The sequence below is a fragment of the Microbacterium kyungheense genome, from assembly GCF_006783905.1.
In the GTDB taxonomy this organism is placed as follows: Bacteria; Actinomycetota; Actinomycetes; order Actinomycetales; family Microbacteriaceae; genus Microbacterium; species Microbacterium kyungheense.
Genome location: NZ_VFPE01000001.1, coordinates 651,953 through 675,184 on the forward strand (window position 1 = coordinate 651,953; position 23,232 = coordinate 675,184).

Annotated in this window: 22 protein-coding genes; 13 read left to right on the top strand and 9 right to left on the bottom strand. The window is 72.6% G+C overall.

Annotated elements, in window-relative coordinates:
- Positions 1-30 precede the first annotated feature (30 nt).
- Genes FB391_RS02970 through FB391_RS02990 form a run of 5 tightly spaced genes read left to right on the top strand, consistent with a single transcriptional unit; the run spans position 31 to position 4,934 of the window.
- The gene (locus FB391_RS02970) at positions 31-774 is read left to right on the top strand and encodes an ABC transporter ATP-binding protein (protein ID WP_141892787.1); all 744 of its coding nucleotides are present in this window, start codon (positions 31-33) and stop codon (positions 772-774) included.
- Entirely contained in the window at positions 771-1,514 is a 744-nt protein-coding gene (locus tag FB391_RS02975; RefSeq protein ID WP_141892788.1) for an ABC transporter ATP-binding protein, read from the top strand. The genes FB391_RS02970 and FB391_RS02975 overlap by 4 nt, the downstream gene beginning before the upstream one ends.
- Positions 1,514-2,392 carry a branched-chain amino acid ABC transporter permease gene (locus FB391_RS02980; RefSeq protein WP_141892789.1) on the top strand — a complete coding sequence of 293 codons (879 nt, stop codon included), beginning with the start codon at positions 1,514-1,516 and terminating at the stop codon, positions 2,390-2,392. The genes FB391_RS02975 and FB391_RS02980 overlap by 1 nt, the downstream gene beginning before the upstream one ends.
- The gene (locus FB391_RS02985; protein ID WP_141892790.1) at positions 2,389-3,645 is read left to right on the top strand and encodes a branched-chain amino acid ABC transporter permease; all 1,257 of its coding nucleotides are present in this window, start codon (positions 2,389-2,391) and stop codon (positions 3,643-3,645) included. The genes FB391_RS02980 and FB391_RS02985 overlap by 4 nt, the downstream gene beginning before the upstream one ends.
- Positions 3,646-3,647: 2 nt before the next feature.
- A complete protein-coding gene (locus tag FB391_RS02990) occupies positions 3,648-4,934 on the top strand; it encodes an ABC transporter substrate-binding protein (protein WP_141892791.1) in 1,287 nt (428 codons plus the stop codon).
- Between the two features lie 400 nt (positions 4,935-5,334).
- Here FB391_RS02990 and FB391_RS02995 read toward each other — a convergent pair whose 3' ends face one another.
- From FB391_RS02995 to FB391_RS03015, 5 genes are all read right to left on the bottom strand, one after another.
- Positions 5,335-6,915, bottom strand: coding sequence for an AMP-binding protein (locus FB391_RS02995; RefSeq protein WP_141892792.1), 1,581 nt, complete (start codon positions 6,913-6,915; stop codon positions 5,335-5,337).
- 80 nt (positions 6,916-6,995) lie between these two features.
- A complete protein-coding gene (locus FB391_RS03000; RefSeq protein ID WP_141892793.1) occupies positions 6,996-8,198 on the bottom strand; it encodes an acyl-CoA dehydrogenase family protein in 1,203 nt (400 codons plus the stop codon).
- Positions 8,198-9,283 (bottom strand): phosphotransferase family protein, encoded by a 1,086-nt coding sequence (locus FB391_RS03005; protein WP_141892794.1) that lies wholly within the window; start codon positions 9,281-9,283, stop codon positions 8,198-8,200. The genes FB391_RS03000 and FB391_RS03005 overlap by 1 nt, the downstream gene beginning before the upstream one ends.
- Before the next feature lie 144 nt (positions 9,284-9,427).
- Positions 9,428-9,844, bottom strand: a complete 417-nt coding sequence (locus FB391_RS03010) for an acyl-CoA thioesterase (RefSeq protein WP_141892795.1) — start codon at positions 9,842-9,844, stop codon at positions 9,428-9,430.
- Complete coding sequence (locus FB391_RS03015) at positions 9,844-10,497, bottom strand: QsdR family transcriptional regulator (protein ID WP_141892796.1); 654 nt, start codon at positions 10,495-10,497, stop codon at positions 9,844-9,846. Before FB391_RS03015 ends, FB391_RS03010 begins: the two co-directional genes overlap by 1 nt.
- Before the next feature lie 94 nt (positions 10,498-10,591).
- Here FB391_RS03015 and FB391_RS03020 point away from each other — a divergent pair, with 94 nt between their 5' ends.
- The 4 genes from FB391_RS03020 (at position 10,592) to FB391_RS03035 (ending at position 14,844) form a co-directional block, all read left to right on the top strand.
- A complete protein-coding gene (locus tag FB391_RS03020; RefSeq protein ID WP_141892797.1) occupies positions 10,592-11,860 on the top strand; it encodes an acyl-CoA dehydrogenase family protein in 1,269 nt (422 codons plus the stop codon).
- 125 nt (positions 11,861-11,985) lie between these two features.
- Positions 11,986-13,200 carry an acetyl-CoA C-acetyltransferase gene (locus FB391_RS03025; RefSeq protein ID WP_141892798.1) on the top strand — a complete coding sequence of 405 codons (1,215 nt, stop codon included), beginning with the start codon at positions 11,986-11,988 and terminating at the stop codon, positions 13,198-13,200.
- Positions 13,201-13,283: 83 nt separating this feature from the next.
- Positions 13,284-14,009, top strand: a complete 726-nt coding sequence (locus tag FB391_RS03030) for a histidine phosphatase family protein (protein WP_141892799.1) — start codon at positions 13,284-13,286, stop codon at positions 14,007-14,009.
- A complete protein-coding gene (locus FB391_RS03035) occupies positions 13,993-14,844 on the top strand; it encodes an NAD(P)H-hydrate dehydratase (RefSeq protein WP_141892800.1) in 852 nt (283 codons plus the stop codon). The genes FB391_RS03030 and FB391_RS03035 overlap by 17 nt, the downstream gene beginning before the upstream one ends.
- 46 nt (positions 14,845-14,890) lie before the next feature.
- On the opposite strand, the gene FB391_RS03040 is transcribed toward FB391_RS03035, so the two are convergent.
- Genes FB391_RS03040 through FB391_RS03050 form a run of 3 tightly spaced genes read right to left on the bottom strand, consistent with a single transcriptional unit; the run spans position 14,891 to position 17,234 of the window.
- Positions 14,891-15,349: a MaoC family dehydratase gene (locus FB391_RS03040; protein WP_141892801.1), complete on the bottom strand. Its 459-nt coding sequence runs from the start codon at positions 15,347-15,349 to the stop codon at positions 14,891-14,893.
- A complete protein-coding gene (locus FB391_RS03045; protein WP_141892802.1) occupies positions 15,346-16,095 on the bottom strand; it encodes an SDR family oxidoreductase in 750 nt (249 codons plus the stop codon). Before FB391_RS03045 ends, FB391_RS03040 begins: the two co-directional genes overlap by 4 nt.
- The gene (locus tag FB391_RS03050) at positions 16,092-17,234 is read right to left on the bottom strand and encodes an alcohol dehydrogenase catalytic domain-containing protein (RefSeq protein ID WP_141892803.1); all 1,143 of its coding nucleotides are present in this window, start codon (positions 17,232-17,234) and stop codon (positions 16,092-16,094) included. Before FB391_RS03050 ends, FB391_RS03045 begins: the two co-directional genes overlap by 4 nt.
- Before the next feature lie 171 nt (positions 17,235-17,405).
- Between FB391_RS03050 and FB391_RS03055 the strand changes: the two genes are divergently transcribed.
- Positions 17,406-18,563, top strand: coding sequence for a serine hydrolase domain-containing protein (locus FB391_RS03055; RefSeq protein ID WP_141892804.1), 1,158 nt, complete (start codon positions 17,406-17,408; stop codon positions 18,561-18,563).
- 24 nt (positions 18,564-18,587) lie between these two features.
- Here FB391_RS03055 and FB391_RS03060 read toward each other — a convergent pair whose 3' ends face one another.
- Entirely contained in the window at positions 18,588-19,286 is a 699-nt protein-coding gene (locus FB391_RS03060; RefSeq protein ID WP_141892805.1) for a TetR family transcriptional regulator, read from the bottom strand.
- A gap of 120 nt (positions 19,287-19,406) precedes the next feature.
- Here FB391_RS03060 and FB391_RS03065 point away from each other — a divergent pair, with 120 nt between their 5' ends.
- The 3 genes from FB391_RS03065 to sucD all read left to right on the top strand — a co-directional run bounded on the left by FB391_RS03065 (position 19,407) and on the right by sucD (position 23,197).
- Positions 19,407-20,963 (top strand): FAD-dependent oxidoreductase, encoded by a 1,557-nt coding sequence (locus FB391_RS03065; protein ID WP_141892806.1) that lies wholly within the window; start codon positions 19,407-19,409, stop codon positions 20,961-20,963.
- Between the two features lie 134 nt (positions 20,964-21,097).
- Entirely contained in the window at positions 21,098-22,261 is a 1,164-nt protein-coding gene (gene sucC / locus FB391_RS03070) for an ADP-forming succinate--CoA ligase subunit beta (protein WP_141892807.1), read from the top strand.
- A 33-nt stretch (positions 22,262-22,294) separates the two neighbouring features.
- A complete protein-coding gene (sucD, locus tag FB391_RS03075) occupies positions 22,295-23,197 on the top strand; it encodes a succinate--CoA ligase subunit alpha (protein WP_141892808.1) in 903 nt (300 codons plus the stop codon).
- The last annotated feature ends 35 nt before the right edge of the window (positions 23,198-23,232 follow it).

The window sequence follows — 23,232 nt, forward strand, 5'->3', positions numbered from 1 at the left end:
CAGTGAGGCATCCGACACGAAGAGGTGCCGATGAACCCCCTCCCCGACCCCATCCCGGTCGACTCCGCCGTCCCGCGCCTCGAGGTCGTCGACCTCACGGTCGCGTTCGGCGGCCTGACCGCGCTCGATGACGTGTCGTTCGATGTCCGCCCGGGCGAGATCGTCGCCCTCATCGGGCCGAACGGCGCAGGCAAGACGACCGTCTTCAACACGGTCTGCGGCCTGGTGCGCCACCGTGGCGAGGTGCGCATCGACGGAGCCTCCGCGCCGCGGCGCACGTCGGAGCTGACCGGGCGAGGCGTGTCGCGCACGCTCCAGGGCCTCGGCTTGTTCGCCGGGCTCACGGTGCGCGAGAACGTCCTGCTCCCGGTCGCCGCGCATCGCGACGCCGGCGAACGCGTCGCCGCGCAGCTGCGGGCGCGCGACCTCGAGCCGCTGGCCGAGCGACCGGTCGCCGCCCTCTCATACCCCGACCGCAAGCGCGTCGCGCTCGCCCGCGCCCTCGTCACCGACCCGCGCCTGCTGCTGCTGGACGAGCCCGCGGGCGGACTCGGTGCCGACGACATCTCGGGCCTCGGCGACGTCGTGCGCGACGTGGCCGCCGCCGGCTGCGCCGTGCTGCTCGTCGAGCACCACGTCGACTTCGTGATGGGACTGGCCGACCGCATCGTCGTGCTCGACTTCGGTCGCGTGATCGCCCGCGGCACGCCCGACGAGGTGCGCGACGATCCGCGCGTCGAAGAGGCGTACCTCGGCGTGAAGGCGACCGCATGACCGCCCCGGCACACGCCCTCACGCGCGGCGGCGCCCTCACGATCCGGGAGCTCACCGTCGGGTACGGCGGCGCCCCCGTGCTCCACCGCGTCGGATTCGACCTCGCGCCGGGCGAGGTCGTGGCGCTGCTCGGCGCGAACGGCGCGGGCAAGACCACGCTGCTGCGGACGCTGGCCGGACTCGTGCCCGCCGCCTCGGGGACCGTGGCGCTCGACGACCGTGATCTCACGACGCTCCGCACCGAGGACCGCGCCCGGCGCGGTCTCGCGCTCGTGCCGGACGGGCAGAGCGTCGTCGCCGAGCTCACGGTCGACGAGAACCTGCGACTGGGAGCGCTGTGGCGCCATCGCGGCGCCGCCCGCGAGCGCGCGGTCGCCGGCGTCTACGAGATGTTCGAGCCGCTCGCCCGCCGCCGCACCAGCGCCGGCCACCAGCTGTCGGGCGGCGAACGGCAGATGCTCGCCCTGGGTCGCGCGCTCGTCGCCGACCCGGTGCTGCTCGCTCTCGACGAGCCCTCGCTCGGCCTCGCGCCGCTCGTCGTCGCCCACCTGATGTCGACGCTGCGGACCGCCGCTGCCGAGCGCGGCCTGACCGTGCTGCTCGCCGAGCAGAACGTCACGAGCGCCCTGTCGATCGCCGACCGGGGTGTCGTGCTCGACCTCGGCCGCGTCGTCGCCGACGCGCCCGCGGCGGCCCTCGCCGCCGATGAGACCCTCCGACACGCCTACCTGGGATTCTGATGGACCGACTGCTGTTCCTCTTCGCGACCGGCCTCGCGCGCGGTGCGATCTTCGCGCTGTTCGCGCTGTCGCTCGTGCTCATCTGGCGCGCGGCGCGCATCGTCAACTTCGCGCAGGGCGCCATGGCGCTCGTCGCCGCGTACATCGCCTTCGCCGTCACCGGGTTCACCGGTTCGTACTGGGCGGGCCTGGCGGCCGGGCTCATCGCCGGCGCCGCGATCGGGTTCGGCGTCGAGCGCGGCCTCATGCGCTTCGCCCCGCACAGCAGCCCGCTCGCGGGGGTGATCGTGGCGATCGGGCTCGTCATGGTGCTGCAGTCGCTGCTCGGCATCCTCTTCGGCGCGCAGTACCGGCCCATGCGCCCGCCGTTCGACGACAGCCCCATCATCGTCGGCGGCGTGCCGCTGCTCTCGCCGTACGACGTGTTCGTGCTCGTCGTCGCACTGGTCGTCATGGCGGGGCTCGCGCTGCTGTTCACGCGCACCTCGCTCGGCCTGCAGCTGCGTGCGTCCGCGTTCGCGCCGGAGGTGTCGCGCGTGCTCGGCGTGCGGGTCAACCGCATGGTGACGATCGGATGGATGCTGTCGGCCGCGGTCGCCGCGCTCGCAGCGCTGCTGCTCGTCCCCACCGAGCTCGGCCTCAACCCGCACGCGACCGACATGCTCTTCGTCTACGCGTTCGCGGTAGCCGTCGTCGGCGGGCTCGACTCCCCGGTCGGAGCGCTCGTGGGCGGCCTGGTCGTCGGAGTCGCGATGACGCTGGTCACCGGATACCTCGGTGCGACCGTCGCCCCGATCGGCGTCCTCGTCCTGCTGGTCGCGGTGCTGCTGCTGCGGCCGGGCGGGATGTTCTCGCTGCGAGAGGCGCGCAGCGCATGACCGCGCGCACCACGCTGCGGCGTGGCATCCCTCGCACCCTCGCCCTCGGGGCGCTGCTCACCCTGCTCGCGATCGGCGGCACATTCCTGCTCGACCCGTACCGCAACTTCCAGCTCGCGACCGTGGCGGCGTACTTCTGCGCCACGGCCGGTCTCACGGTGCTCATCGGCCGTTCGGGTCAGCTCTCACTCGGGCAGGCGGCGCTCATGGCCGCCGGCGGCTACGGCTACGCGCTGACGGCGAATGCGATGACGGATGCCGGGGCGACCGGCATCCCGCGATTCCTGGTGTCGCTGCTGGCGGCCATGGCGACCGCCGGCGTGCTCGGCTGGCTGCTGGGCCTCGCCGCCGCCCGGCTGCGCGGACCCTATCTCGCCGGGGTCACGCTGGCCCTCGTCATCGCGGTGCCCGCGGTCGCCGCCGTGTTCTCGGGAGTGCTCCGCGGCGACCAGGGCGTGCAGATCGCCTACGACGGGATGCCGCCCCTGCTCGAACGGCTCATCGCCGTGGAGCAGTGGCAGGCGTGGGTCGCGATCCTCGTCGCCGGCGTGGTCGTGACCGGTCTCGCCGTCTACGCGAGCGGGCGCACCGGCCTGCGCGTGCGCGCCGTGCGCGACGACGAGACCGCCGCGCGCCTGAACGGCGTGCGGCCCGGACGCGTGAAGGTGGGCGCGTTCACCGTCAGCTCCGTCGCCGCGGGCGCCGGCGGCGCCGTGCTGTGCTTCGTGAGCCAGTCCGTCAGCCCCGGCGCGTACACCCTCGCGTTCTCGCTGCTGCTCGTCGTGGCGGTCGTGCTCGGTGGCCTCGGCAGCATCGGCGGCGCCGCGATCGGGTCGGCGCTCATCGTGCTGCTGCCGTGGGTGCTCGGCGTCGCCGCCGACGCGCTGCCGCTGCCCGCCGACGTGCAGCAGCGGCTGTCGGGCAACCTCTCGATCCTCGTCTTCGGCCTGCTGCTCATCGTCGTGACGCTGCTGCGGCCCGGCGGCCTCGCGAGCCTGCGCCCCCACCGCGCCCGCCGGAACAGCGCAGCGACGGACGCCCGCCGCGTCGACGACCCGCCGGATCCGCACGGATCCGCCCGCGCGCGCACCCCGCGGTCGAGCCAGGGACCGGCCGTCGAGCCGGTCGCGCAGCCGACGGAGCCGGGAAAGACCGGGGAGCGGGGAGAGCCGGGCGGTGGCGGGGCGCAGCATCCGGAACCCGCTCTCGAACCCGCACGATCCGCACCACCCACACCACACAGAAAGAGGTGACCATGTCACAGCACACCTTCACCCGCCGCGTCGCCGCGACGGTCGGCGCCGCCGTCGTCGTCGTCGCGCTCGCGGGGTGCAGCACCCCGGCCGCCCCGAGCGCGGGCGACGAGGACGTGCCCGGCGTCAGCGACGACACCGTGACGATCGGCACGCACACGCCGCTCACGGGCCCCGCCGCCGCGGGGTACTCGTCGATCTCGGCCGCCGCGACCGCGTACTTCGCGTACCTGAACGACAAGGGCGGCGTGCACGGCCGCACGATCGACTACATCGTGAAGGACGACGGCTACAACCCGGCGACCACGCAGACCGTGGTGCGCGAGCTCGTACAGGAGGACGAGGTGTTCGCCATCGTCAACGGCCTCGGAACCCCGACGCACACGGCTGTGCTCGACTACCTCACCCAGAACGAGGTGCCCGACCTGTTCGTCGCGTCGGGGTCGACGAGCTGGAACCAGCCCGAGAAGTATCCGTACACGTTCGGGTTCAACGCCGACTACGTCGTCGAGGGTGCCGCGCTCGCGCAGTACGCGGCCGACGAGTACCCCGACAAGGTCGTGTGCCTGCTCGGCCAGGACGACGACTTCGGCGACGAGATGATCGAGGGTGCGGAGCTCGCCCTCGGCGCCGACGGCCTCGCGCACGTCGAGCGCTACTCGGTGTCGAACCAGGACGTCGCGGCGCAGATCGGCGCCCTCAAGGCCGCCGGGTGCGAGATCAACATCCTCGGCACGATCAACGGCTTCACCGCGCTCGCGCTCGGCACGGCCGCGCAGCTCGGGTGGTTCCCGATGTGGTTCTCGTCGTCGTCCGGCGCGGACTACCCCACGCTGGTCGGCTACCTCGGCGAGGAGGTCGGCCCGAAGCTGCTGCAGGGGCTCGTCGGCACGAACTACCTGCCCTCGCTCGGCGGCGACTCGGACTGGGTGTCGCTGTTCCGTCAGATCAACGACGACTACAACGACGGTGCCCCGTTCGACGGCAACACCATCTACGGCATGAGCGTCGCCTACCTGTTCGCCGAGGCGCTCGAAGCCGCCGGTGAGAACCCGACCCGCGAGTCGCTCGTCGAGGCCGTCGCGTCCGGCGACCTCGCCGGCAACGGCATCCTTCCGCTCTCGTTCGGCGAAGACAGCCACGCGGCCTACCTCGGCGTCGGCATCACCGCCGTCGACCAGGGCGTGCAGGACTACGTCGGCGCCACCTACGCGGTCGACGGCGGCTCCGTGACCTCGGTCGACCCCGCGCCGGTCGCACTCTCGGCCGAGGGTGTGCCCGGCAGCTGATCCCCCCGGCGACGCGGCCCGGACCCCTTCGTGGGGTCCGGGCCGTTTCGTCGCTCCGTCCCACTCCCGCCCCATCCCTCAACAGGTCAACCGGGCCTCATCAGGACGGATTGGGCTGGTTCATCCTGTAGAAGCCCGGTTGACCTGTTGAGGAGGGGTGGATGCCGTGACTCGGCGTTCGGTGCGGACCCTGGTGGACAGGCGAGTCGCCCGGCGCGGGGTCTTCGCGGTCGGGCGCGGCTGCCGGCATCCACTGCACCATGCCCGAACCGCACCCGTCGCTCAACAGGTCAACCGGGCTTCATCAGGACGAAATCGACCGATTCCTCCTGCACAGGCCCGGTTGACCTGTTGAACAAGGGTGGATGCTGCGCGCCGAGCGCGCCGCAGCGCCGCGGTGTTAGCTCACCGGCGTGAACTGCGCCACGAGGTCGCGCTTGAGCACCTTGCCGCTGGCGCCGAGGGGCAGCGACGACACGACGTGCACCACGCGAGGGTACTTGTACGCGGCGATGCGCTCGCGCGCGAAGGCCACGACATCCTCGGGCTCGAGGGCGACGCCGTCGTGGGCGACCACCGCGGCGTGCACCTCCTGGCCGCGCACGTCGTCGGCGACGCCGAACACCGCGGCGACCGCGATCCCGGGGTGCCGCGCGAGCACGGCCTCGACCTCGGTGGGGTACACGTTGTACCCGGAGCGGACGATCATGTCCTTCTTGCGGTCGACGATCGTGAGCACGCCGTCGACGTACGTCCCGAGGTCCCCGGTGCGGAACCAGCCGTCGACGACGGCGTCGGCGGAGGCATCCGCTCGCCCGAGGTATCCCTTGAAGAGGTTGTGCCCGCGCACCACGATCTCGCCGAGCGCTTCGGGGCGCTCGAGGAGCACGACGGCCTGGTCCACGTCGGGGTCGGCGATCGCGACGTCGACGCCCCAGAGCGCCCGGCCGACGGTCCCGGGCCGGATCGGCTGCCGGAGCGGATTGGACGACACCGTCGGCGCGGTCTCGGTGAGCCCGTACCCCTCGTGGACGTCGGCGCCGAACGCGTCGCGGAAGGCCTCGAGCACGGCGACCGGCAGGGCCGCACCGCCCGAGACGGCGTACCGCAGCGGCGGGCGGGACGCGGAGCGGCGCGCGGCCTCGAGCATGCCGACGTACATCGTGGGCACGGCGGTGAACACCGTCGCGCCGAGCGCCGCGGTGAGGGCGAGGGCCTCGTCGGGGTCGAAGCGGGGGAGCAGGATGACGGATGCCCCCACCCGCAGCGCGATGTTCATCACGGCCGTCTGGCCGAAGGTGTGGAAGAGCGGCAGCCCGCCGAACACGATGTCATCGGCGCGCAGGTCGAACGCGTCGATGAGGGTGGTGTGCACCTGCTCGACGATGGACAGGTGCGACCCCACCGCGCCCTTGGGGGTTCCGGTCGTGCCGCTCGTGTAGAGGATGGTCGCGGCGTCGAGCGGGTTCGCCGGCTCGTGGCGGGCGATCGGCGTCGCTGCGGCGGCCTCGGCCTCCAGCCGTGGCAGCGCCGGGTCCGCCGAAGCGGGCAGCAGCACCGTGACCAGGGGCACACCGGCCGTGGCGGCGGCCGGTGCCGCCTCACCGAGCAGCGGCGCGGCGGCCACGACCAGGTCGGCCCCGGAGTCCCGCAGCACGTACGCGATCTCGTCGGCCTTCAGCAGCAGGTGCACCGGCACCACGATCGCGCCGAGCGACAGCACGGCGTAGTACACGCGAGCGAAATCGGGCACGTTCGGCACGATCATCGCCACGCGGTCGCCGCGTCCGACACCCCGTGCACGCAGGGCGCCGGCGTACGCGCGCGTCTGGTCCCACAGCTCGCGATAGGTCGTGGTCGTGCCGGCGAAGTGCAGCGCCGGGCGGTCCGCGTGGCGGACGGCCGACTCGGCCAGGATGCTCGCGACCGACAGCGTCGCGAAGCCCTGCCCGTCGATCGCGGGGTCGGTGGGGTGGTTCATCACGGTCTCCTTCGACCTTCGTGGGGGGTGGATGCCGCGGCCCCGGGCCGCGCGTCGGGCAGGGGCGGCGGCATCCTTCTTCATGAGCGCAGCTGGGCGCGCCCGAGGCTCGCCAGATGCACTTCGTCTGGACCGTCCGCGATGCGCAGCGACCGGATGCCGGCGTACAGCTCGGCGAGCGGGGTGTCGGACGAGACCCCGGCGCCGCCGTGCAGCTGGATCGCCCGGTCGATGATCTGCTGCACGGCGCGCGGCACGGCGATCTTGATCGCCTGGATCTCGGTCATCGCGTGGCGGTTGCCGACGGTGTCCATGAGCCACGCGGTCTTGAGCACGAGCAGGCGCAGCGACTCCAGCTGGATGCGCGCCTCGGCGATCCACTCGCGGACGACCCCCTGCTCGGCGAGCGCGCCGCCGAACGCGTGGCGTTCCGCGGCGCGCGCGATCATGAGCGCGAGAGCCCGCTCGCCCATGCCGAGCGCGCGCATGCAGTGGTGGATGCGGCCCGGGCCGAGGCGCGCCTGGGCGATCGCGAAGCCCTCGCCCTCGCCGGCGATGAGGTTCGCCGCCGGCACGCGGACGTCGTCGAACGCGACCTCGGCGTGTCCGCCGTGGTCGCGGTCGTCGTAGCCGAACACCGTGAGCGGTCGGACGATCCGTACGCCGGGAGTGTCTCGCGGAACGAGGATCATCGACTGCTGGCGGTGGCGGGCCGCATCCGGATCGGTCTTGCCCATGACGATGAAGATCGCCGCGTCGGGATTCATCGCGCCGGTCGACCACCACTTGCGGCCGGTGATGACGTAGTGGTCGCCGTCGCGCCGGATGCGCGTGCCGATGTTCGTGGCGTCCGACGAGGCGACGTCGGGCTCGGTCATGCAGAACGCCGAGCGGATGCGCGCCTCCAGCAGCGGCTCGAGCCACTGCTCCTGCTGGGCGGGCGTGCCGAACTCGTTCAGCACCTCCATGTTGCCGGTGTCGGGCGCGGCGCAGTTGAACGCGGCCGGCGCGAGCCGCGGGCTCCAGCCGGTCACCTCGGCCACGGGTGCGTACTGCAGGTTGTTCAGTCCGGCGCCGCGTTCGCCGGGCAGGAACAGGTTCCACAGGCCCCGTGCGCGCGCCTCGCGCTGCAGGTCGCGCACGATCGGGCGCACGCCCCACTCATCTGGGGTCGCGGCGAGCTGCGCGTCGAGCACGGGCTCGGCGGGCAGGACGAACTCGTCGAGGAAGGCGCGGGCGCGCTCCGAGTACTCGTGGGCCGTGGCGTCCGGAGCGAAGTCCATCAGTGCACCTCTCTGCGGGGCTCGGCAGTCGGTGTGTCGCGTGTGCGTGCGTCGAGCGTGCGGCGGCCGAGCACGGCGAGCGGCTCCACGAGCGCGCCCATGCGCTCGAAGCCCTCGCCGACGGTCGCGCCGGCCTGGTACCGGTAGTGGATGCCCTCGAGGATCACCGCGAGCTTGTACGCGGCGAACGCGCGGTACCACCGCAGGTCGGGCACGGCGATGCCGGCGTGCTCGGCATACGCGTCGACGACCTCGTCGAAGGTCGCGTAGCCGGCGTCGGGGTCGACGGCGCTCGGCACCGCCCCGTCGCCGCCCGGCAGATCGGCGATGTTCCAGTACAGCGCCAGGATGCCGAGGTCGACGAGCGGGTCGCCGAGTGTGGCCATCTCCCAGTCGAGGATCGCCGAGACGCGGGGCGCCCCGCCGTCGTCGACCACAAGTGCGTTGTCGAGGCGATAGTCGCCGTGCACGATCCCTGACCGAGCGGAGTCCGGGATGCCGGCGGCCAGACCCTCCTGCAGCCGATCCAGGTTCAGCGTCTCGCGCGACCGCGACGCGTCGAGCTGCCGCCGCCAGGTGGCGAGCTGGCGCAGCAGGTAGCCGTCGGGTCGGCCGAAGTCGCCGAGGCCCGCGGCTGCCGGATCGACCGCATGCAGATCGGCGAGGTGCCGGGCGAGGTCGAGGCTCAGCCCCCGGAGTGCCTCGGGCCCGTAGGCGGCGTTCTGCGCACGGTGGGCCAGCACCCGGCCCGGGGCTCGCTCCATCACGAAGAACACGGTGCCCGTCACGCTGCCCTGTGCGGTGTCGTCGACGACGTCGATCGCCCGGGGGACGGGGACCGCCGTGCCGGCGAGCGCCGAGATGACGCGATGCTCGCGCCGCATGTCGTGCGCGCTCGACAGCACGTGGCCGAGCGGCGGGCGTCGCACGATCAGCGGGACGGCCGCGCCGTCCACGGCGTAGGTGAGGTTGCTGCGGCCACCGGCGATGACGGTCGCGGTGAGCTCGCCGCGCGCCAGATCGGGGTGGGCCTCGGCCAGCCAGGCGCTCAGGCCGCCGGCATCCATTCCCGGAACTGCGGTCATCGTCGACTCTTTCCACGCCCCATCGGTGGGCCGCAGGATCAGCATACCGGATGGTCGGTTTGTCGCGGACATCGGCGCCTGCGCGCGTGCGCTTCGTCTCGCTGGCGCTCGCTCAGCGACCGGGAATCGAGAGGCGGGGCCGCGTCAGGCGCTCATGCCGCGCGTTGCGAGCGCCGCGCGGATGGATGCCGGCACCGGCGTCGGGCGGCGGGTCGCGGCATCCACGAACACGTGCACGAACCGTCCCGTCGCGATCTCGTCGTCGGTGCCGGCGCGCAGGATCGCAAGGGCCCACGTGATGCTCGTCGTCCCGAGGCGTTCGACGCCGATGCCGACCTCGAGCGGCTCGGGGAACCCGGCCGACGCGCGGAACTCGCACGATGACGCGGCGCACAGGGCGATGGCGGCACCCCCCACGGGCTCCAGGCCGCCCTCCCGGATCATGAACGCGTTCACGGCGGTGTCCATCGCGGCGTAGTACACGGTGTTGTTGAGGTGGCCGTACTGGTCGTTGTCGTTCCAGCGCGTCGCGAACGGCTCGCGCACGGCGAAGCCCGGCATCAGGCGTCCGCCCGCAGCAGCAGGCGGAACGCGACCCGGGCGCGCTCGGCGCTGGGCACGTCGCCCGAGATCAGGTCGGCGTACGTGAACGACTCCGACAGCCGCACCAGGATGTACCCGAGGTCGGCGGGGGCGATCGCGCCGCCGAGCGGCTCGGCGCCGAGGTCGCGGCGCACCAGCCAGTCGGCGGTCGCCACGTAGCGGCGCTGGATCGGGCTCTCTTTCGTGGTGAGCAGCCGCAGCGCGCGGGCGGGCTCCCGCCGCAGGAACGAGCGGAAGTACTCGGCCGTGATGAGGTCGTCGACGAAGTGCGTGAGGATCGCGGCGATCCGGTCGGCGCCGCTGGCCTCGGCGGCCGCATGCTCGGCCTGCACGAGCGTCGGGATCGCGAGCGACCACAGCACCTCGCCGAGGAGCGCGTCGCGGTTGCCCACCCACCGGAACAGCGACGTGCGGTCCACGCCGAGCGTCGACGCGAGTGCCGTCATGTCGATGCGGCGGCCGGCGATGAACGTCTCGCGCGCCGCGTCGAACGCGCGCCCCGCGTCGGAGTGGATGCCGTCGGCCAGGCGCTCCGAGAGCCACGAGGGGGCGGCATCCGTCCCCACCGTCGCGATCGTGGCGGGGGTCGTCGAGGTCGCCGTCCGGGTCATGCCAGAACTCTACCCGCGATCATCATCCGACGTGCAACATATTCGAAAGTGTTGCATACTCGTGTGCACGACCTGCAGACACCGAGGAGACACGATGACGTTCACCTTGACCCAGACCGCCGCCACCGAGACGCCCGCACCGCCCGCCGACGTGCTCGACGCGGACTTCTACGGATTCCAGACGCTGCTGACGGATGCCGAGCAGCGGGCGCTGAGCGAGATCCGCGAGTTCCTCGAGACCGAGGTGCGCCCGTTCGCCGACGACCACTGGGACCGCGCCGAGAGCCCGCGCCACCTCGTGCCCCGCATCGCCGAGCTCGGGCTGTACGGCAACGCCTTCGACGAGACGCGCACGTTCGAGAACAGCAACGTGTTCCGCGGCTGGGTGGCGATGGAGATCTCGCGCGCCGACCCGTCCACCGCGACCTTCATCGGCGTCCACTCCGGGCTCGCGATGACCTCGATCGCCGTCGGCGGGTCGAACGAGCAGCGCGCCGAATGGCTGCCTGTGCTGGCCCGCGGCGAGCAGATCGCGTGCTTCGGTCTCACCGAGCCCGGCCACGGCTCCGACACGGCGAAGGGACTGGAGACCACGGCCGAGCGCCGCACGCGCGCCGACGGCACCGACGAGTGGGTGCTGAACGGCGCCAAGCGCTGGATCGGCAACGGCGCGTTCGCCGACCTCGTCGTCATCTGGGCGCGTGATGTCGCCGACGAGCAGGTCAAGGGCTTCCTCGTGCGCACGCCCACGCCCGGCTTCACCGCGACCAAGATCGAGCGCAAGCAGTCGCTGCGCACCGTCGAGAACGCCGACATCGTGCTGCAGGACGTCGTCGTGCCCGAGGCCGACCGGCTGCAGCGGATCGAGGGCTTCCGCGACCTCGCCGTGGTGCTGCGCCTGACGCGGGCCCAGGTCGCCTGGCAGGCGCTCGGCGTCGCCGTCGGGGCGTACGAGTGCGCGATCGCCTACGCGAAGGCGCGCGTGCAGTTCGGCAAGCCGATCGCGTCGTTCCAGCTCGTGCAGCAGAAGCTCGCCGAGGCGCTGTCGAACATCACCGCGTGCATCGGCATGTGCGTCAGGGTGTCGCAGCTGCAGGACGCGGGGGAGCAGCAGGACCACCACTCCGCGATGGCCAAGGCGTTCGTGAGCGCACGCGTGCGCGAGACGGTGGCGCTGTGCCGCGAGATCTGCGGTGGCAACGGCGTGCAGCTGGGAGGCCAGGAGCAGCTCGGCATCCCCGCCGGGTACGGGATCGCCCGCTACTTCGCCGACGCCGAGGCGGTCTACACGTTCGAGGGCACGTACGACATGAACTCGCTCATCGTGGGCCGCGCCATCACCGGGATCCCCGCCTTCGTCTGAGCCGCGGCATCCACCACTCCCGCGTCGAGAGCACATGATCTCGCCGAGAACGCATGTCGTCGCCGCCGACGGCGTGTGGTTTCGGCGAGAGCATACGTCCTCGACGCACCGACGAAAGGAACCCCATGACCGAGGCCTACATCGTGGCCACCGCGCGCTCGCCGATCGGGCGCGCGCGCAAGGGATCGCTCGCCGACGTGCGACCCGACGACCTGGCCGCCAGAATGGTGCATGCGGCCCTCGACCGCGTGCCCGGGCTGGATCCCGCGCGCATCGACGACCTGCTCGTCGGCTGCGGTCAGCCCGCCGGCGAGCAGGGCTTCAACCTCGCGCGCATCGTCGCGGTGCTGCTCGGCTGGGACGCCGTTCCCGGGACCACCGTCAACCGGTACTGCTCGTCGTCGCTGCAGACGACGCGCATGGCCTTCCACGCGATCAAGTCCGGCGAGGGCGACGTGTTCGTCTCGGCCGGTGTCGAGTCCGTGTCGCGGTACGGCGCGGGCGCGTCGGATCTGCCGGATGCCGTCAACCCGGCCTTCGCCGGTGCGCTGCGGCGCACCGCGGCACGTGCCGGCGAGGGCACGGGGCCGTGGAGCGATCCGCGTGAGGGCGGCGCACTGCCCGACGCGTACATCGCGATGGGGCAGACGGCCGAGAACGTCGCGCAGCTGCGTGGCATCACACGCGACGAGCAGGACGCGTTCGCCGCGCGCTCGCAGCAGCGCGCCGAGGCGGCGATCGCGTCGGGGTTCTGGGCGCGCGACATCACCCCCGTGACCCTCGCCGACGGGACGGTGGTCGCCACCGACGACGGCCCGCGGCCGGGCGTGACGGTGGAGGCGCTCGCGGGGCTGGACCCGGTGTTCCGGCCGGACGGCACGGTCACTGCCGGCAACTGCTGCCCGCTCAACGACGGCGCCGCCGCGGTCGTCGTGGTGTCGGACCGCGTCGTCGACGAACTCGGCCTGCAGCCGCTCGCCCGCATCGTGTCGACCGGGGTCTCGGGACTGTCGCCCGAGATCATGGGCCTCGGGCCCGTCGAGGCGTCGCGTCGCGCGCTCGCGCTCGCCGGACTGTCGATCGACGACATGGACCTCGTCGAGATCAACGAGGCGTTCGCCGCGCAGGTGGTCCCGTCCGCCCGCGAGCTCGGCGTCGACCCCGACCGGCTCAACGTGCACGGCGGAGCGATCGCGGTCGGCCACCCCTTCGGCATGACCGGCGCCCGCATCACCTCGACGCTGATCAACGGCCTGGCCACGACCGGCGGCCGGTACGGGCTGGAGACGATGTGCGTGGGCGGCGGCCAGGGCATGGCGATGGTGCTCGAGCGCGTGTAGCTCGCCCCGGCGAGGGCCGGAGGCGTCCGGGGGCCGTTGTCAACGGCCCCCGGACGCAGCGGCTCCGTCACTAGCCTGGCGCCATGGCAGTGAAGGAGCTTTGGCTGGCCCGGCACGGCGAGAGCGTCGGGAATGTTGCTGCATCGCAGGCGGAGGTCGACGGGCTCGACGTCATCCCGCTCGACGTGCGCGACGCCGACGTGCCGCTGTCGGGCACGGGACGGGAGCAGGCGCTGGCGCTCGGCGAATGGGTGTCGGCGCACCGCGAGGCGATCGACGCGTACTGGGTCTCGCCGTACGTGCGGGCGCGCGAGACGCTGGCGATCGCCCTCGGCAGCGACGGCCCGGATGCCACGATCGTCGTCGACGAGCGCATCCGCGATCGCGAGCTCGGCGTGCTCGACCTTCTCACGCGGCGGGGCGTCGCCCGTCTGCACCCCGAAGAGACCGCGCGCCGGCAGCACCTCGGCAAGTTCTACCACCGGCCGCCGGGCGGGGAGTCGTGGGCGGACGTCGCGCTGCGGCTGAGGTCGTTCCTGCGCGACGCGCTGAACGGGCCCGAGGAGCGGGCGATGCTCGTGGTCCACGATGCCGTGGTGATGCTCGTGCTGTACGTGCTGCTGCCGATGGGCGAGGAGGAGCTGCTCGACTTCGCGAAGGACCACGTGGTGCTCAACGCCTCGGTGACCCATCTCACCCGCGGCGAAGGCGGCTGGCAGATCACCGCCTTCTCGGACGTCGAGCACCTGCGACGCGAGGGCGCCGATGTCACCGCCCACCCGGGGAGCCCCGATGTCGAGCCCCGCTGAGCCGGTCTCGGCCGCGCTGCTGCGGACATGGGGGCTGCCGAGCCCCGGCGAGTCCAAGAAGACGCGCGGCGACGTCATCGTCGTCGGCGGATCACGCAGCTCGCCCGGCGCGGCGCTCCTCGCCGGTGAGGCGGCGCTGCGCGTCGGCGCCGGCAGGGTGGCGCTGGCCGTCCCGCGCTCGATCGACGCGCAGGTGGGCGTCGCCCTTCCGGAGGCAGGGGTCTTCCCGTTGCCGGACGACGCCGACCAGCCCTTCGACGTGCGCCTGGCCGAGCGTGTGTCGAGGGCGGACGCGGTGCTCGTCGGCCCCGGGTTCGACGATCCCGACGAGACGCGCGCCACCCTGCTCGCCGTGGCGGCGGCCCGTCCGCAGTGCGTGGTGCTCGATGCCTACGCGCTGGGGGTCCTGCCGCGGATCGACCGCGGGGTGCTGCCGGATGCCGTCGTCCTGAGCCCCAACAAGGACGAGGCGGGGATCCTCCTCGAGCGAGACGTCGAGGCCGGCGACGAGTCCGCCGTGCGCGAGATCGCCGAGCGCTTCACGGCCGTCGTCAACTGCTACGGCGTCGTGGCCGCCCCCGGCGGCGCCGCCTGGCGGGTGGACGAGGGCGGCGGAGGGCTCGGCACCTCGGGAAGCGGCGACGTGCTGGCCGGCGCCATCGCCGGCTTCGCCGCACGGGGAGCGGGCACCGAGCGCGCCGCGGTGTGGGGAGCCTGGTCGCACGCGCGGGCGGGCGACCGCCTGACCGATCGGGTCGGCATCGGCTTCCTCGCCAGCGATCTCGCCCGTGAGCTCACGACGACGATCCGGGACACGCTGGCCGACGACGCGTGAGATGACCGGGGATGCCGGCGGCACGGGCCGCCGGCATCCCCGGGGTTCACGTCGTGGGCACGAAGAGCGCGACCGTCTCGGCGACGAGCGCCGGCCGTGAGGCCCCGTCGAGCTCGACGGTCGTGCGCAGGTCCGCACGCCAGCCCTGGGGCGTCGGCTCGACCCCGGCGACCTCGGTGACGGCGCGCACGCGAGAGCCGGCCGTCACCGGCTGCAGGAAGCGGACCTTGTCGAGACCGTAGTTGACGACCATCCCGGTGCCGCCGACCTCGAGCAGCCCCTGGGTCAGGCGGGGCAGCAGCGAGAGCGTCAGATAGCCGTGGGCGATCGTGGCGCCGAACGGGCCGGCGGCGGCGCGCTCGGCGTCGAGGTGGATCCACTGCCAGTCCTCGGTGGCGTCGGCGAACGCGGCGATGCGGTCCTGGTCGATGGTGAACCAGTCGCCGGTCGCGGACGCGCCGACGGCGTCCGGCAGCGCGTCGGGGGAGGCGACGGCGATGCTCATGCCCGGGGTCCGCCCGCCACGTACAGCACCTGGCCCGACACGAACCCCGCCTCGTCGGAGCAGAAGAACGAGGCCGCCGCCGCGATGTCGTCGGGGGTGCCGGCGCGCTGCACCGGGATCTCGGTGGCCGCGTGCGCGACGAAGTCCTCGAAGGGCACGCCCATGCGCTCGGCGGTGGACCGCGTCATGTCGGTGACGATGAACCCCGGCGCGATCGCGTTCGCGGTGACCCCGTAGCGGCCGAGCTCGATGGCGAGCGTCTTGGTGAAGCCCTGCATGCCCGCCTTGGCGGCGGCGTAGTTCGCCTGCCCGCGGTTGCCGAGCGCGGAGGTGCTCGACAGGTTCACGATCCGCCCCCAGCGCGCGGCGACCTGGTGCTCCTGGACCGCGCGCGACATGAGGAACGCCCCGCGCAGGTGCACCGCGAGCACGGCATCCCAGTCGTCCTCCGTCATCTTGAACAGCAGGTTGTCGCGGATGATCCCGGCGTTGTTCACCAGCACGGTGGGCGCGCCGAGCTCGTCGACGACACGCGCGACGGCGCGTTCGACCGACGCCGCGTCGGCGACGTTCGCGCCGACGGCGATCGCCCGGCCGCCGGCATCCACGATCGACCCGACGGTGCCCGCGCAGGCGGCTTCGTCGAGGTCGAGCACCGCGACGGCGAACCCGTCGGCGGCGAGGCGCTGAGCGGTGGCGGCGCCGATGCCGCGTGCGGCGCCGGTGACGATGGCGGTTCTGGTCATGCGAGGTTCCTCTCGGGGGTGGGGTGGTCGAAGACGATGAGCTGCCGCAGCTCGCCGCCGGCGGCGAGGCGGTCCATGGCGGCGTCGAGTTCGTCGAGCCGGATGCGCGACGACACCAGCCGCTCCAGCGGCAGGCGTCCGGCGCGCCACAGCTCGACGTAGCGGGGGATGTCGCGGCTCGGCACGGCCGAGCCGAGGTAGCTGCCGACGATCGTCCGGGCCTCGGCGGTCAGCTGCAGCGGCGACACGCTCGCGCGCGCGTCAGGCGCCGGCAGCCCCACGGTCACGGTCGTGCCACCGGGGGAGGTGAGCGCGACAGCGGTCTCGAACGCGCGTGCCGCGCCGGCCGCTTCGACGACGAGCGGAGCGCGGATGCCGTCGTCCAGCGCCTCCGCGGGCGACAGGGCCGCGGCTGCCCCGCATTCGCGCGCGAAGTCGAGCTTTTCGGCGACGGTGTCGATCCCGACGACCTCGTGCCCCAGGGCGACGGCGACCAGGAGCGCCGCCATGCCGACGCCGCCGAGACCGACGACGATGACCCGCGTTCCCGGCTCCGGACGCCCGGCGTTGACGACGGCTCCGCCCCCGGTGAGGACGGCGCATCCGAGCAGCGCGGCGACGTCGGCAGGAACGTCCGGGTCGACACGGGCCACGGAGGCGCGGCTGACGACGGCGTGCGTCGCGAACGCCGAGACGCCGAGGTGGTGGTGAACGCTCTGGCGTCCGTCCGGCGTGGTCCGATGCAGGCGTCCGGCGCCGCCCAGCAGCGTGCCCGCGTTGTTGGCCGCAGAGCCCGTCAGGCACGGCAGCCGGCCGTGGGACCGGCATCCCTCGCACTCTCCGCAGCGGGGGAGGAACGTCATCACCACGCGATCGCCGGGGGCCAGGTCGGGCACCCCGTCGCCGAGCTGCTCCACGATGCCGGCGGCCTCGTGACCGAGGAGCATCGGAACCGGGCGCACGCGGTTGCCGTCGACGACGCTGAGGTCGGAGTGGCACACGCCGGCGGCCTCGATGCGCACGAGGATCTCGCCCGGGCCGGGCGGGTCGAGCTCGACCTCGCCGATGGTGAACGGGTGCGAGGCTGCGAACGGCGGCTGCGCACCCGAGACCTCGAGCACGGCTCCGGTGATCTTCATCCGACCTCCTCGTCGTGATGCACCGCAACGGCGGCGGAGACACATCCTCTCGCGATTCCGCGGTCCGAGGACCGGGGAGCGCGAGGTGGTGACAAGCATACCGACCACGCGGTATGTTTCTGCAAACGGGCACCCGCGACGGAAGGCCCGCCGAGCGTCGAAGGAGACGGCATGTCGATCGAGGTCGCAGGGACGACGGTCGTGGAGGGGCAGGCGGACGAGCGCTTCGCCGGACTGCGGGAGGCCTTCCGCGCGAACCTCGCAGACGGACAGGAGCTGGGCGGCTCGCTCTGCGTGCTCGTCGACGGCCGTCCCGTCGTGGACGTGTGGGGCGGCTGGGGCGACGTGCAGCGCAGCATCCCCTGGAGCCGTGACACCCTGACGAACGTGTGGTCGATCTCGAAGACCGTGTCGTCGCTCGCGCTGCTGCTGCTGATCGACCGCGGGGCGGTCGACCCCGATGCGCCCGTCGCCGCGCACTGGCCGGAGTTCGCCGCGGCCGGCAAGGAATCCGTCCTCGTGCGGCACGTGATGACGCACTCGTCGGGGGTCTCGGGCTGGGATCAGCCCGTCACGCCGGACGACATCCTCGACGTGGATGCCGCGACCGACCGGCTGGCTGCCCAGGCGCCGTGGTGGCCTGCCGGCGCGGCATCGGGGTACCACCTGCTGGACTACGGGCACCTCGTCCACGGCATCGTCCGTGCCGTGACCGGGCGGGGGCTCGGCGCGTTCGTCGCCGAGGAGCTCGCCGGGCCGCTCGGCGCCGACTTCTGGCTCGGTCTGCCCGCATCCGAGGACGCGCGGGTGTCGCCTGTCGTTCCGCCGCCGCCGTCGCAGCTCGACCTGTCGGCGCTGCCGCCCGATTCGCCCGCGGCGCGCACGTTCGCGGGGCCCGTGCTCGGCGCCGAGATCACGTGGACGCGCGCGTGGCGCGCCGCCGGCGTGGGCGGTGCGGGCGGACAGGGGAACGCGCGCTCGGCCGCGCGGCTGAACGCGCTGATCGCCGGCCGCGGCGTCGTCGACGGCACGCGGATGCTGGCGGCCGAGACCGTGGACCGCGTCTTCGCCGCGCCCGTCGAGGGCACCGACCTCGTGCTCGGCCTGCCGCTGCGATGGGGCCTCGGGTGGGGGCTGCGGCACCCGCTCTCGACCGCGTACATCCCCGAGGGGCGCGTGGCGTTCTGGGGCGGGTGGGGCGGTTCGCTCGTCACCGCGGACGCCGACCGTGGCATCACCTTCGCGTACGTGATGAACCGCATGTCCGACGGCATCCTCGCGTCCGACCGCGGCCGCACCTACCTGCGCGCGGTCTACGACGCCCTCTGACGCCGTCGGCGGACCCGCCGCCTGTCAGGAGTCGAGCTGCTCCCGCAGGCGGCGCACGATCTCGGCCGTCGGCGTCGCGCGCGGGAACACCGCGACCACCACGTCGTCCGCGGTGGGCGCCGCGTCGTCGCCGGGCAGCACGCCGAAGCGTCGGCGCGCGTCGTCGAGCGCCGTGCGCAGCACCGATGCCGGCACCTTCTTCGCGCTGCGGATGAGACGGCGCAGCACGTGGTTGTGGATCGCCGTCACGAGCGCCGAGAAGCCGACCGCGTCGACCGGGTCGAGGCCCGGCAGCGACGCCCGCAGGTACTCGTCGAACAGGCGTTCGTAGCGGAACACCGTGACGATCTCGCGGTCGCGCAGCGCGGGGACCTGCCGCACCACCTGGTAGCGCCGGCGCGCGAGTTCGGGGTCGGCGGCGAAGTGCGCATAGACGAGGACGGATGCCTCGCACACGGCTGCCCACGGGTCGCGGTGCTGCTGCGCGAGGAAGTCGCGCAGCATGTCGAGCAGCTCTTCGTGGTCGGTGAAGACGACGTCGTCCTTCCCGCCGAACTGGCGGAAGAACGTGGACCGCGAGACACCGGCGGCCTGGGCGATCTGCTCGACCGAGGTCTGATCGAAGCCCTGCTCGGCGAACAGCTCCAGCGCGGCGGCCACCACGGCGGCGCGCGAGGCGGCCTGTGCGGCGCTGAGGCCCTGGGCGGCAGTGGTGTCGGACATCTTGAAGAGAGCCTAGTCCGCGCGGGCGCGGGCTCGGGATGCGCATCTGCGGCATTCCACCGGTGGGGCCGCGCTGTCAACGGGGTCGACGTCGCGCGTGCCGTCGGCTGAGGTTGGGTGATGACGCCGATCTGGAAGCGCACCACCGACCCTGTGACCGGCACGCCGTTCCAGCCCGGCCGCCGCCGCGATGTGCTGGTCGTCGGCGCGGGGCTCACCGGCCTCGCGACGGCGCTCATGCTCCTGCGTGAGGGCAAGGATGTCGCCGTCATCGAAGCCGGCGAGGTCGGGGAGCTCGCATCCGGGGCGAACACGGGCAAGCTGACGGTGCTGCAGGGGTCGGTCCTGTCGGCCCTGCGCCGGCACCATCCCGCCCGGCTCGTCCGCGCCTACGTCGAGGCGAACCTCGACGGGGCACGCTGGGTGACCGAGATCGCGGACGAGCTGACGGTGCCGTATTCGCGGCGCACCGCGTACTCCTACGCGCAGACGCCGGAGGGGGCCGAGTGCGTCGAGGCCGAGCTGCGGGCAGCGGCGGAGGCCGGCCTTGCGGTGCGACGCGCCTCGGCGGACGAGCTGACGCAGGTGCCGTTCCCGGTGGTGGATGCCGTCGCCCTGGACGACCAGGTCGCCATCGACCCGCAGCGGCTGCTGGTCGCGCTGGCGCGGGAGTTCGTGCGCGCCGGCGGTGTGCTGCACACCGGGGTGCGGGTGACGCGGGTGCACGCGGTGCCGAGGGCGGGCGTCGAGACCACCGCCGGCTACGCAGCCGCGGGACAGGTGGTCCTCGCGACGGCGACGCCGATCGTCGACCGCGGACTCTACTTCGCGAAGGTGCGGGGGCTGCGCTCGTCGTGCGTGGCGTTCGCGACGAGCGCGCCGGTGCCGTCGGGGCTGTTCATCTCGGTCGACGGACGGACGAAGTCGGTGCGGTCGGTGACGGAGGCGGACGGCCCCGCCGGGATCGCGCAGCTGATCGTCGGCGGAGACGGGTTCGCGGTGGGCCGGACGTCGTCCGTCCGCGCCGAGATCGACGGCCTGATCTCGTGGGCCGAGGAGCACTTCCCGGATGCGACGCCCGTCGCGTCGTGGTCGGCGCAGGACTACCAGTCGCACGACCTCGTGCCGTTCGTGGGCGCGATGCCACGCGGCCTCGGACGCATCCGCTTCGCCACCGGCTACGCCAAGTGGGGGCTGTCCAACGCTCCCGCCGCAGCGCAGCGGATCACCGCCGAGATCGGCAAGGTGCCGCACAAGGAGCGGCCGGACTGGATGAACATCATCGCGACGCGCTTCACGGTGCCCGCCGACCTCGCGCGCGGCGGCGTGGAGAACCTGCGCGTGGGATGGGAGGCGGCATACGGATGGATCGGCGCGCAGACGATGCCCACGCCCATCCGGCGGCCGGCGGACGGTGAGGGCGTCGTCGCCAGTCGCGGCGGTCACCCGGTCGGCATCTCGACGGTCGACGGGCGCACGCGCGCGGTGAGCGCCATCTGCCCGCACCTCGGCGGCGTGCTGAGGTGGAACGACGCGGACCTGTCGTGGGACTGCCCGTTGCACGCGTCGCGGTTCACCGCGGAAGGATGCCGCATCGAGGGGCCCGCACTGTGCGATCTGACGCGCCTTCCCCGGGTGCCCGGAGAAGAGATCGACGAACCCGCCGTCGACGCGTGACCGACCCTGGCGCGTCGCTGCCGTCAGAACCGGACAGCAAGCGGTAGTAGGCTGGGGGACTGGTCGATATCTCGACGTCGAGACGCTTTTGAGCGTCATCCCCACCCCATTCGCCACCTGCGAAGGAAACAACTGTGGATCTGTACGAGTACCAGGCACGAGACCTTTTCGAGAAGTACGAGGTGCCGGTGCTCGCCGGCATCGTCGCGGACACGCCGGAGGAGGTGCGTGCCGCAGCCGAGAAGATCGGCGGTGTCGTCGTCGTCAAGGCCCAGGTCAAGACCGGCGGCCGTGGCAAGGCCGGCGGCGTGAAGGTCGCCAAGACGCCCGACGAGGCCTACGAGGCCGCGCAGGCGATCCTCGGCCTCGACATCAAGGGCCACGTCGTCAAGCGCGTGATGGTCGCCCAGGGCGCCCGCATCGACAAGGAGTACTACTTCTCGGTGCTGCTGGACCGCGCCAACCGCTCCTACCTGTCGCTGTGCAGCGTCGAGGGCGGCATGGAGATCGAAGAGCTCGCCGTCGAGCGCCCCGAGGCGCTCGCCCGGGTCGCCGTCGACCCCCTGCAGGGCATCGACAAGCAGAAGGCTGTCGAGATCGCTCAGGCCGCGGGCTTCGGCGAGGACCTCGTCGACAAGGTGAGCGACGTCTTCGTCAAGCTCTTCAACGTGTACAAGGGCGAGGACGCCACGCTCGTCGAGGTGAATCCCCTCGTGCTGACCGAAGAGGGCGACGTCATCGCCCTCGACGGCAAGGTGTCGCTCGATGAGAACGCCGACTTCCGCCACCCCGGCCACGAGCTGCTCGAAGACAAGGCCGCAGCCGACCCGCTCGAGGCGAAGGCCAAGGCGAACGACCTCAACTACGTCAAGCTCGACGGCGAGGTCGGTGTCATCGGCAACGGCGCGGGCCTCGTGATGTCGACGCTCGACGTCGTCGCGTACGCCGGCGAGAACCACGGCGGCGTGAAGCCCGCCAACTTCCTCGACATCGGCGGCGGCGCGTCTGCCGAGGTCATGGCCGCCGGCCTGGACGTCATCCTGGGCGACCCACAGGTCAAGAGCGTGTTCGTCAACGTGTTCGGCGGCATCACCGCGTGCGACGCGGTCGCCAAGGGCATCGTCGGCGCGCTGGCCGAGCTGGGCTCGAGCGCCTCGAAGCCGCTGGTCGTGCGCCTCGACGGCAACAAGGTCGAAGAGGGCCGTGCGATCCTCCGCGACGCGAACCACCCGCTCGTGACCCTGGCCGAGACGATGGACGAGGGCGCCGACAAGGCCGCCGAGCTCGCCAACGCCTGACCCGTCAGCATCCGGAACTAGGAAAGAACAGACATGTCGATCTTCCTCAACAAGGACTCCAAGGTCATCGTCCAGGGCATCACCGGCGGCGAGGGCACCAAGCACACCGCGCTCATGCTCAAGGCCGGCACGCAGGTCGTCGGCGGCGTGAACGCCCGCAAGGCCGGCACCACCGTGCTGCACACCGACGCCGACGGCAACCCCGTCGAGCTGCCCGTCTTCGCATCGGTCGCCGAGGCGATCGAGAAGACCGGCGCGGACGTCTCCATCGCGTTCGTGCCGCCGGCGTTCACGAAGGACGCGATGGTCGAGGCCATCGACGCCGAGATCCCGCTGCTCGTCGTGATCACCGAGGGCGTGCCCGTCGGCGACACCGCCGAGGCGTGGGCGTACGCGCAGGCTAAGGGTGACAAGACGCGCATCATCGGCCCGAACTGCCCCGGCATCATCACGCCCGGCGAGTCGCTGGTCGGCATCACGCCCGCCAACATCACCGGCAAGGGACCGATCGGCCTCGTGTCGAAGTCGGGCACCCTGACCTACCAGATGATGTACGAGCTGCGCGAGATCGGCTTCTCGACGGCGATCGGCATCGGCGGCGACCCCGTCATCGGGACCACCCACATCGACGCGCTCGCCGCGTTCGAGGCCGACCCCGAGACCAAGGCGATCGTCATGATCGGCGAGATCGGCGGCGACGCCGAAGAGCGCGCGGCCGACTTCATCAAGGCGAACGTGACCAAGCCGGTCGTCGGCTACGTCGCCGGCTTCACCGCTCCCGAGGGCAAGACGATGGGCCACGCCGGCGCGATCGTCTCGGGCTCGGCGGGCACCGCGCAGGCGAAGAAGGAGGCCCTCGAGGCCGCCGGTGTCAAGGTCGGCAAGACGCCGTCCGAGACCGCCGCGCTCATGCGCGAGATCATCGCGGGCCTCTGAATCCCGCAGCATCGCACGTGAGAAGGCCCCGCTTC

What these genes read in the sequence shown, in the direction of transcription:
- FB391_RS02970 (WP_141892787.1), top strand. Translation starts at nt 31, where the DNA reads ATGAACCCCCTCCCCGACCCCATCCCGGTCGACTCCGCCGTCCCGCGC.
- FB391_RS02975 (WP_141892788.1), top strand. Translation starts at nt 771, where the DNA reads ATGACCGCCCCGGCACACGCCCTCACGCGCGGCGGCGCCCTCACGATC.
- FB391_RS02980 (WP_141892789.1), top strand. Translation starts at nt 1,514, where the DNA reads ATGGACCGACTGCTGTTCCTCTTCGCGACCGGCCTCGCGCGCGGTGCG.
- FB391_RS02985 (WP_141892790.1), top strand. Translation starts at nt 2,389, where the DNA reads ATGACCGCGCGCACCACGCTGCGGCGTGGCATCCCTCGCACCCTCGCC.
- FB391_RS02990 (WP_141892791.1), top strand. Translation starts at nt 3,648, where the DNA reads ATGTCACAGCACACCTTCACCCGCCGCGTCGCCGCGACGGTCGGCGCC.
- FB391_RS02995 (WP_141892792.1), bottom strand. Translation starts at nt 6,915, where the DNA reads ATGAACCACCCCACCGACCCCGCGATCGACGGGCAGGGCTTCGCGACG.
- FB391_RS03000 (WP_141892793.1), bottom strand. Translation starts at nt 8,198, where the DNA reads ATGGACTTCGCTCCGGACGCCACGGCCCACGAGTACTCGGAGCGCGCC.
- FB391_RS03005 (WP_141892794.1), bottom strand. Translation starts at nt 9,283, where the DNA reads ATGACCGCAGTTCCGGGAATGGATGCCGGCGGCCTGAGCGCCTGGCTG.
- FB391_RS03010 (WP_141892795.1), bottom strand. Translation starts at nt 9,844, where the DNA reads ATGCCGGGCTTCGCCGTGCGCGAGCCGTTCGCGACGCGCTGGAACGAC.
- FB391_RS03015 (WP_141892796.1), bottom strand. Translation starts at nt 10,497, where the DNA reads ATGACCCGGACGGCGACCTCGACGACCCCCGCCACGATCGCGACGGTG.
- FB391_RS03020 (WP_141892797.1), top strand. Translation starts at nt 10,592, where the DNA reads ATGACGTTCACCTTGACCCAGACCGCCGCCACCGAGACGCCCGCACCG.
- FB391_RS03025 (WP_141892798.1), top strand. Translation starts at nt 11,986, where the DNA reads ATGACCGAGGCCTACATCGTGGCCACCGCGCGCTCGCCGATCGGGCGC.
- FB391_RS03030 (WP_141892799.1), top strand. Translation starts at nt 13,284, where the DNA reads ATGGCAGTGAAGGAGCTTTGGCTGGCCCGGCACGGCGAGAGCGTCGGG.
- FB391_RS03035 (WP_141892800.1), top strand. Translation starts at nt 13,993, where the DNA reads ATGTCGAGCCCCGCTGAGCCGGTCTCGGCCGCGCTGCTGCGGACATGG.
- FB391_RS03040 (WP_141892801.1), bottom strand. Translation starts at nt 15,349, where the DNA reads ATGAGCATCGCCGTCGCCTCCCCCGACGCGCTGCCGGACGCCGTCGGC.
- FB391_RS03045 (WP_141892802.1), bottom strand. Translation starts at nt 16,095, where the DNA reads ATGACCAGAACCGCCATCGTCACCGGCGCCGCACGCGGCATCGGCGCC.
- FB391_RS03050 (WP_141892803.1), bottom strand. Translation starts at nt 17,234, where the DNA reads ATGAAGATCACCGGAGCCGTGCTCGAGGTCTCGGGTGCGCAGCCGCCG.
- FB391_RS03055 (WP_141892804.1), top strand. Translation starts at nt 17,406, where the DNA reads ATGTCGATCGAGGTCGCAGGGACGACGGTCGTGGAGGGGCAGGCGGAC.
- FB391_RS03060 (WP_141892805.1), bottom strand. Translation starts at nt 19,286, where the DNA reads ATGTCCGACACCACTGCCGCCCAGGGCCTCAGCGCCGCACAGGCCGCC.
- FB391_RS03065 (WP_141892806.1), top strand. Translation starts at nt 19,407, where the DNA reads ATGACGCCGATCTGGAAGCGCACCACCGACCCTGTGACCGGCACGCCG.
- sucD (WP_141892808.1), top strand. Translation starts at nt 22,295, where the DNA reads ATGTCGATCTTCCTCAACAAGGACTCCAAGGTCATCGTCCAGGGCATC.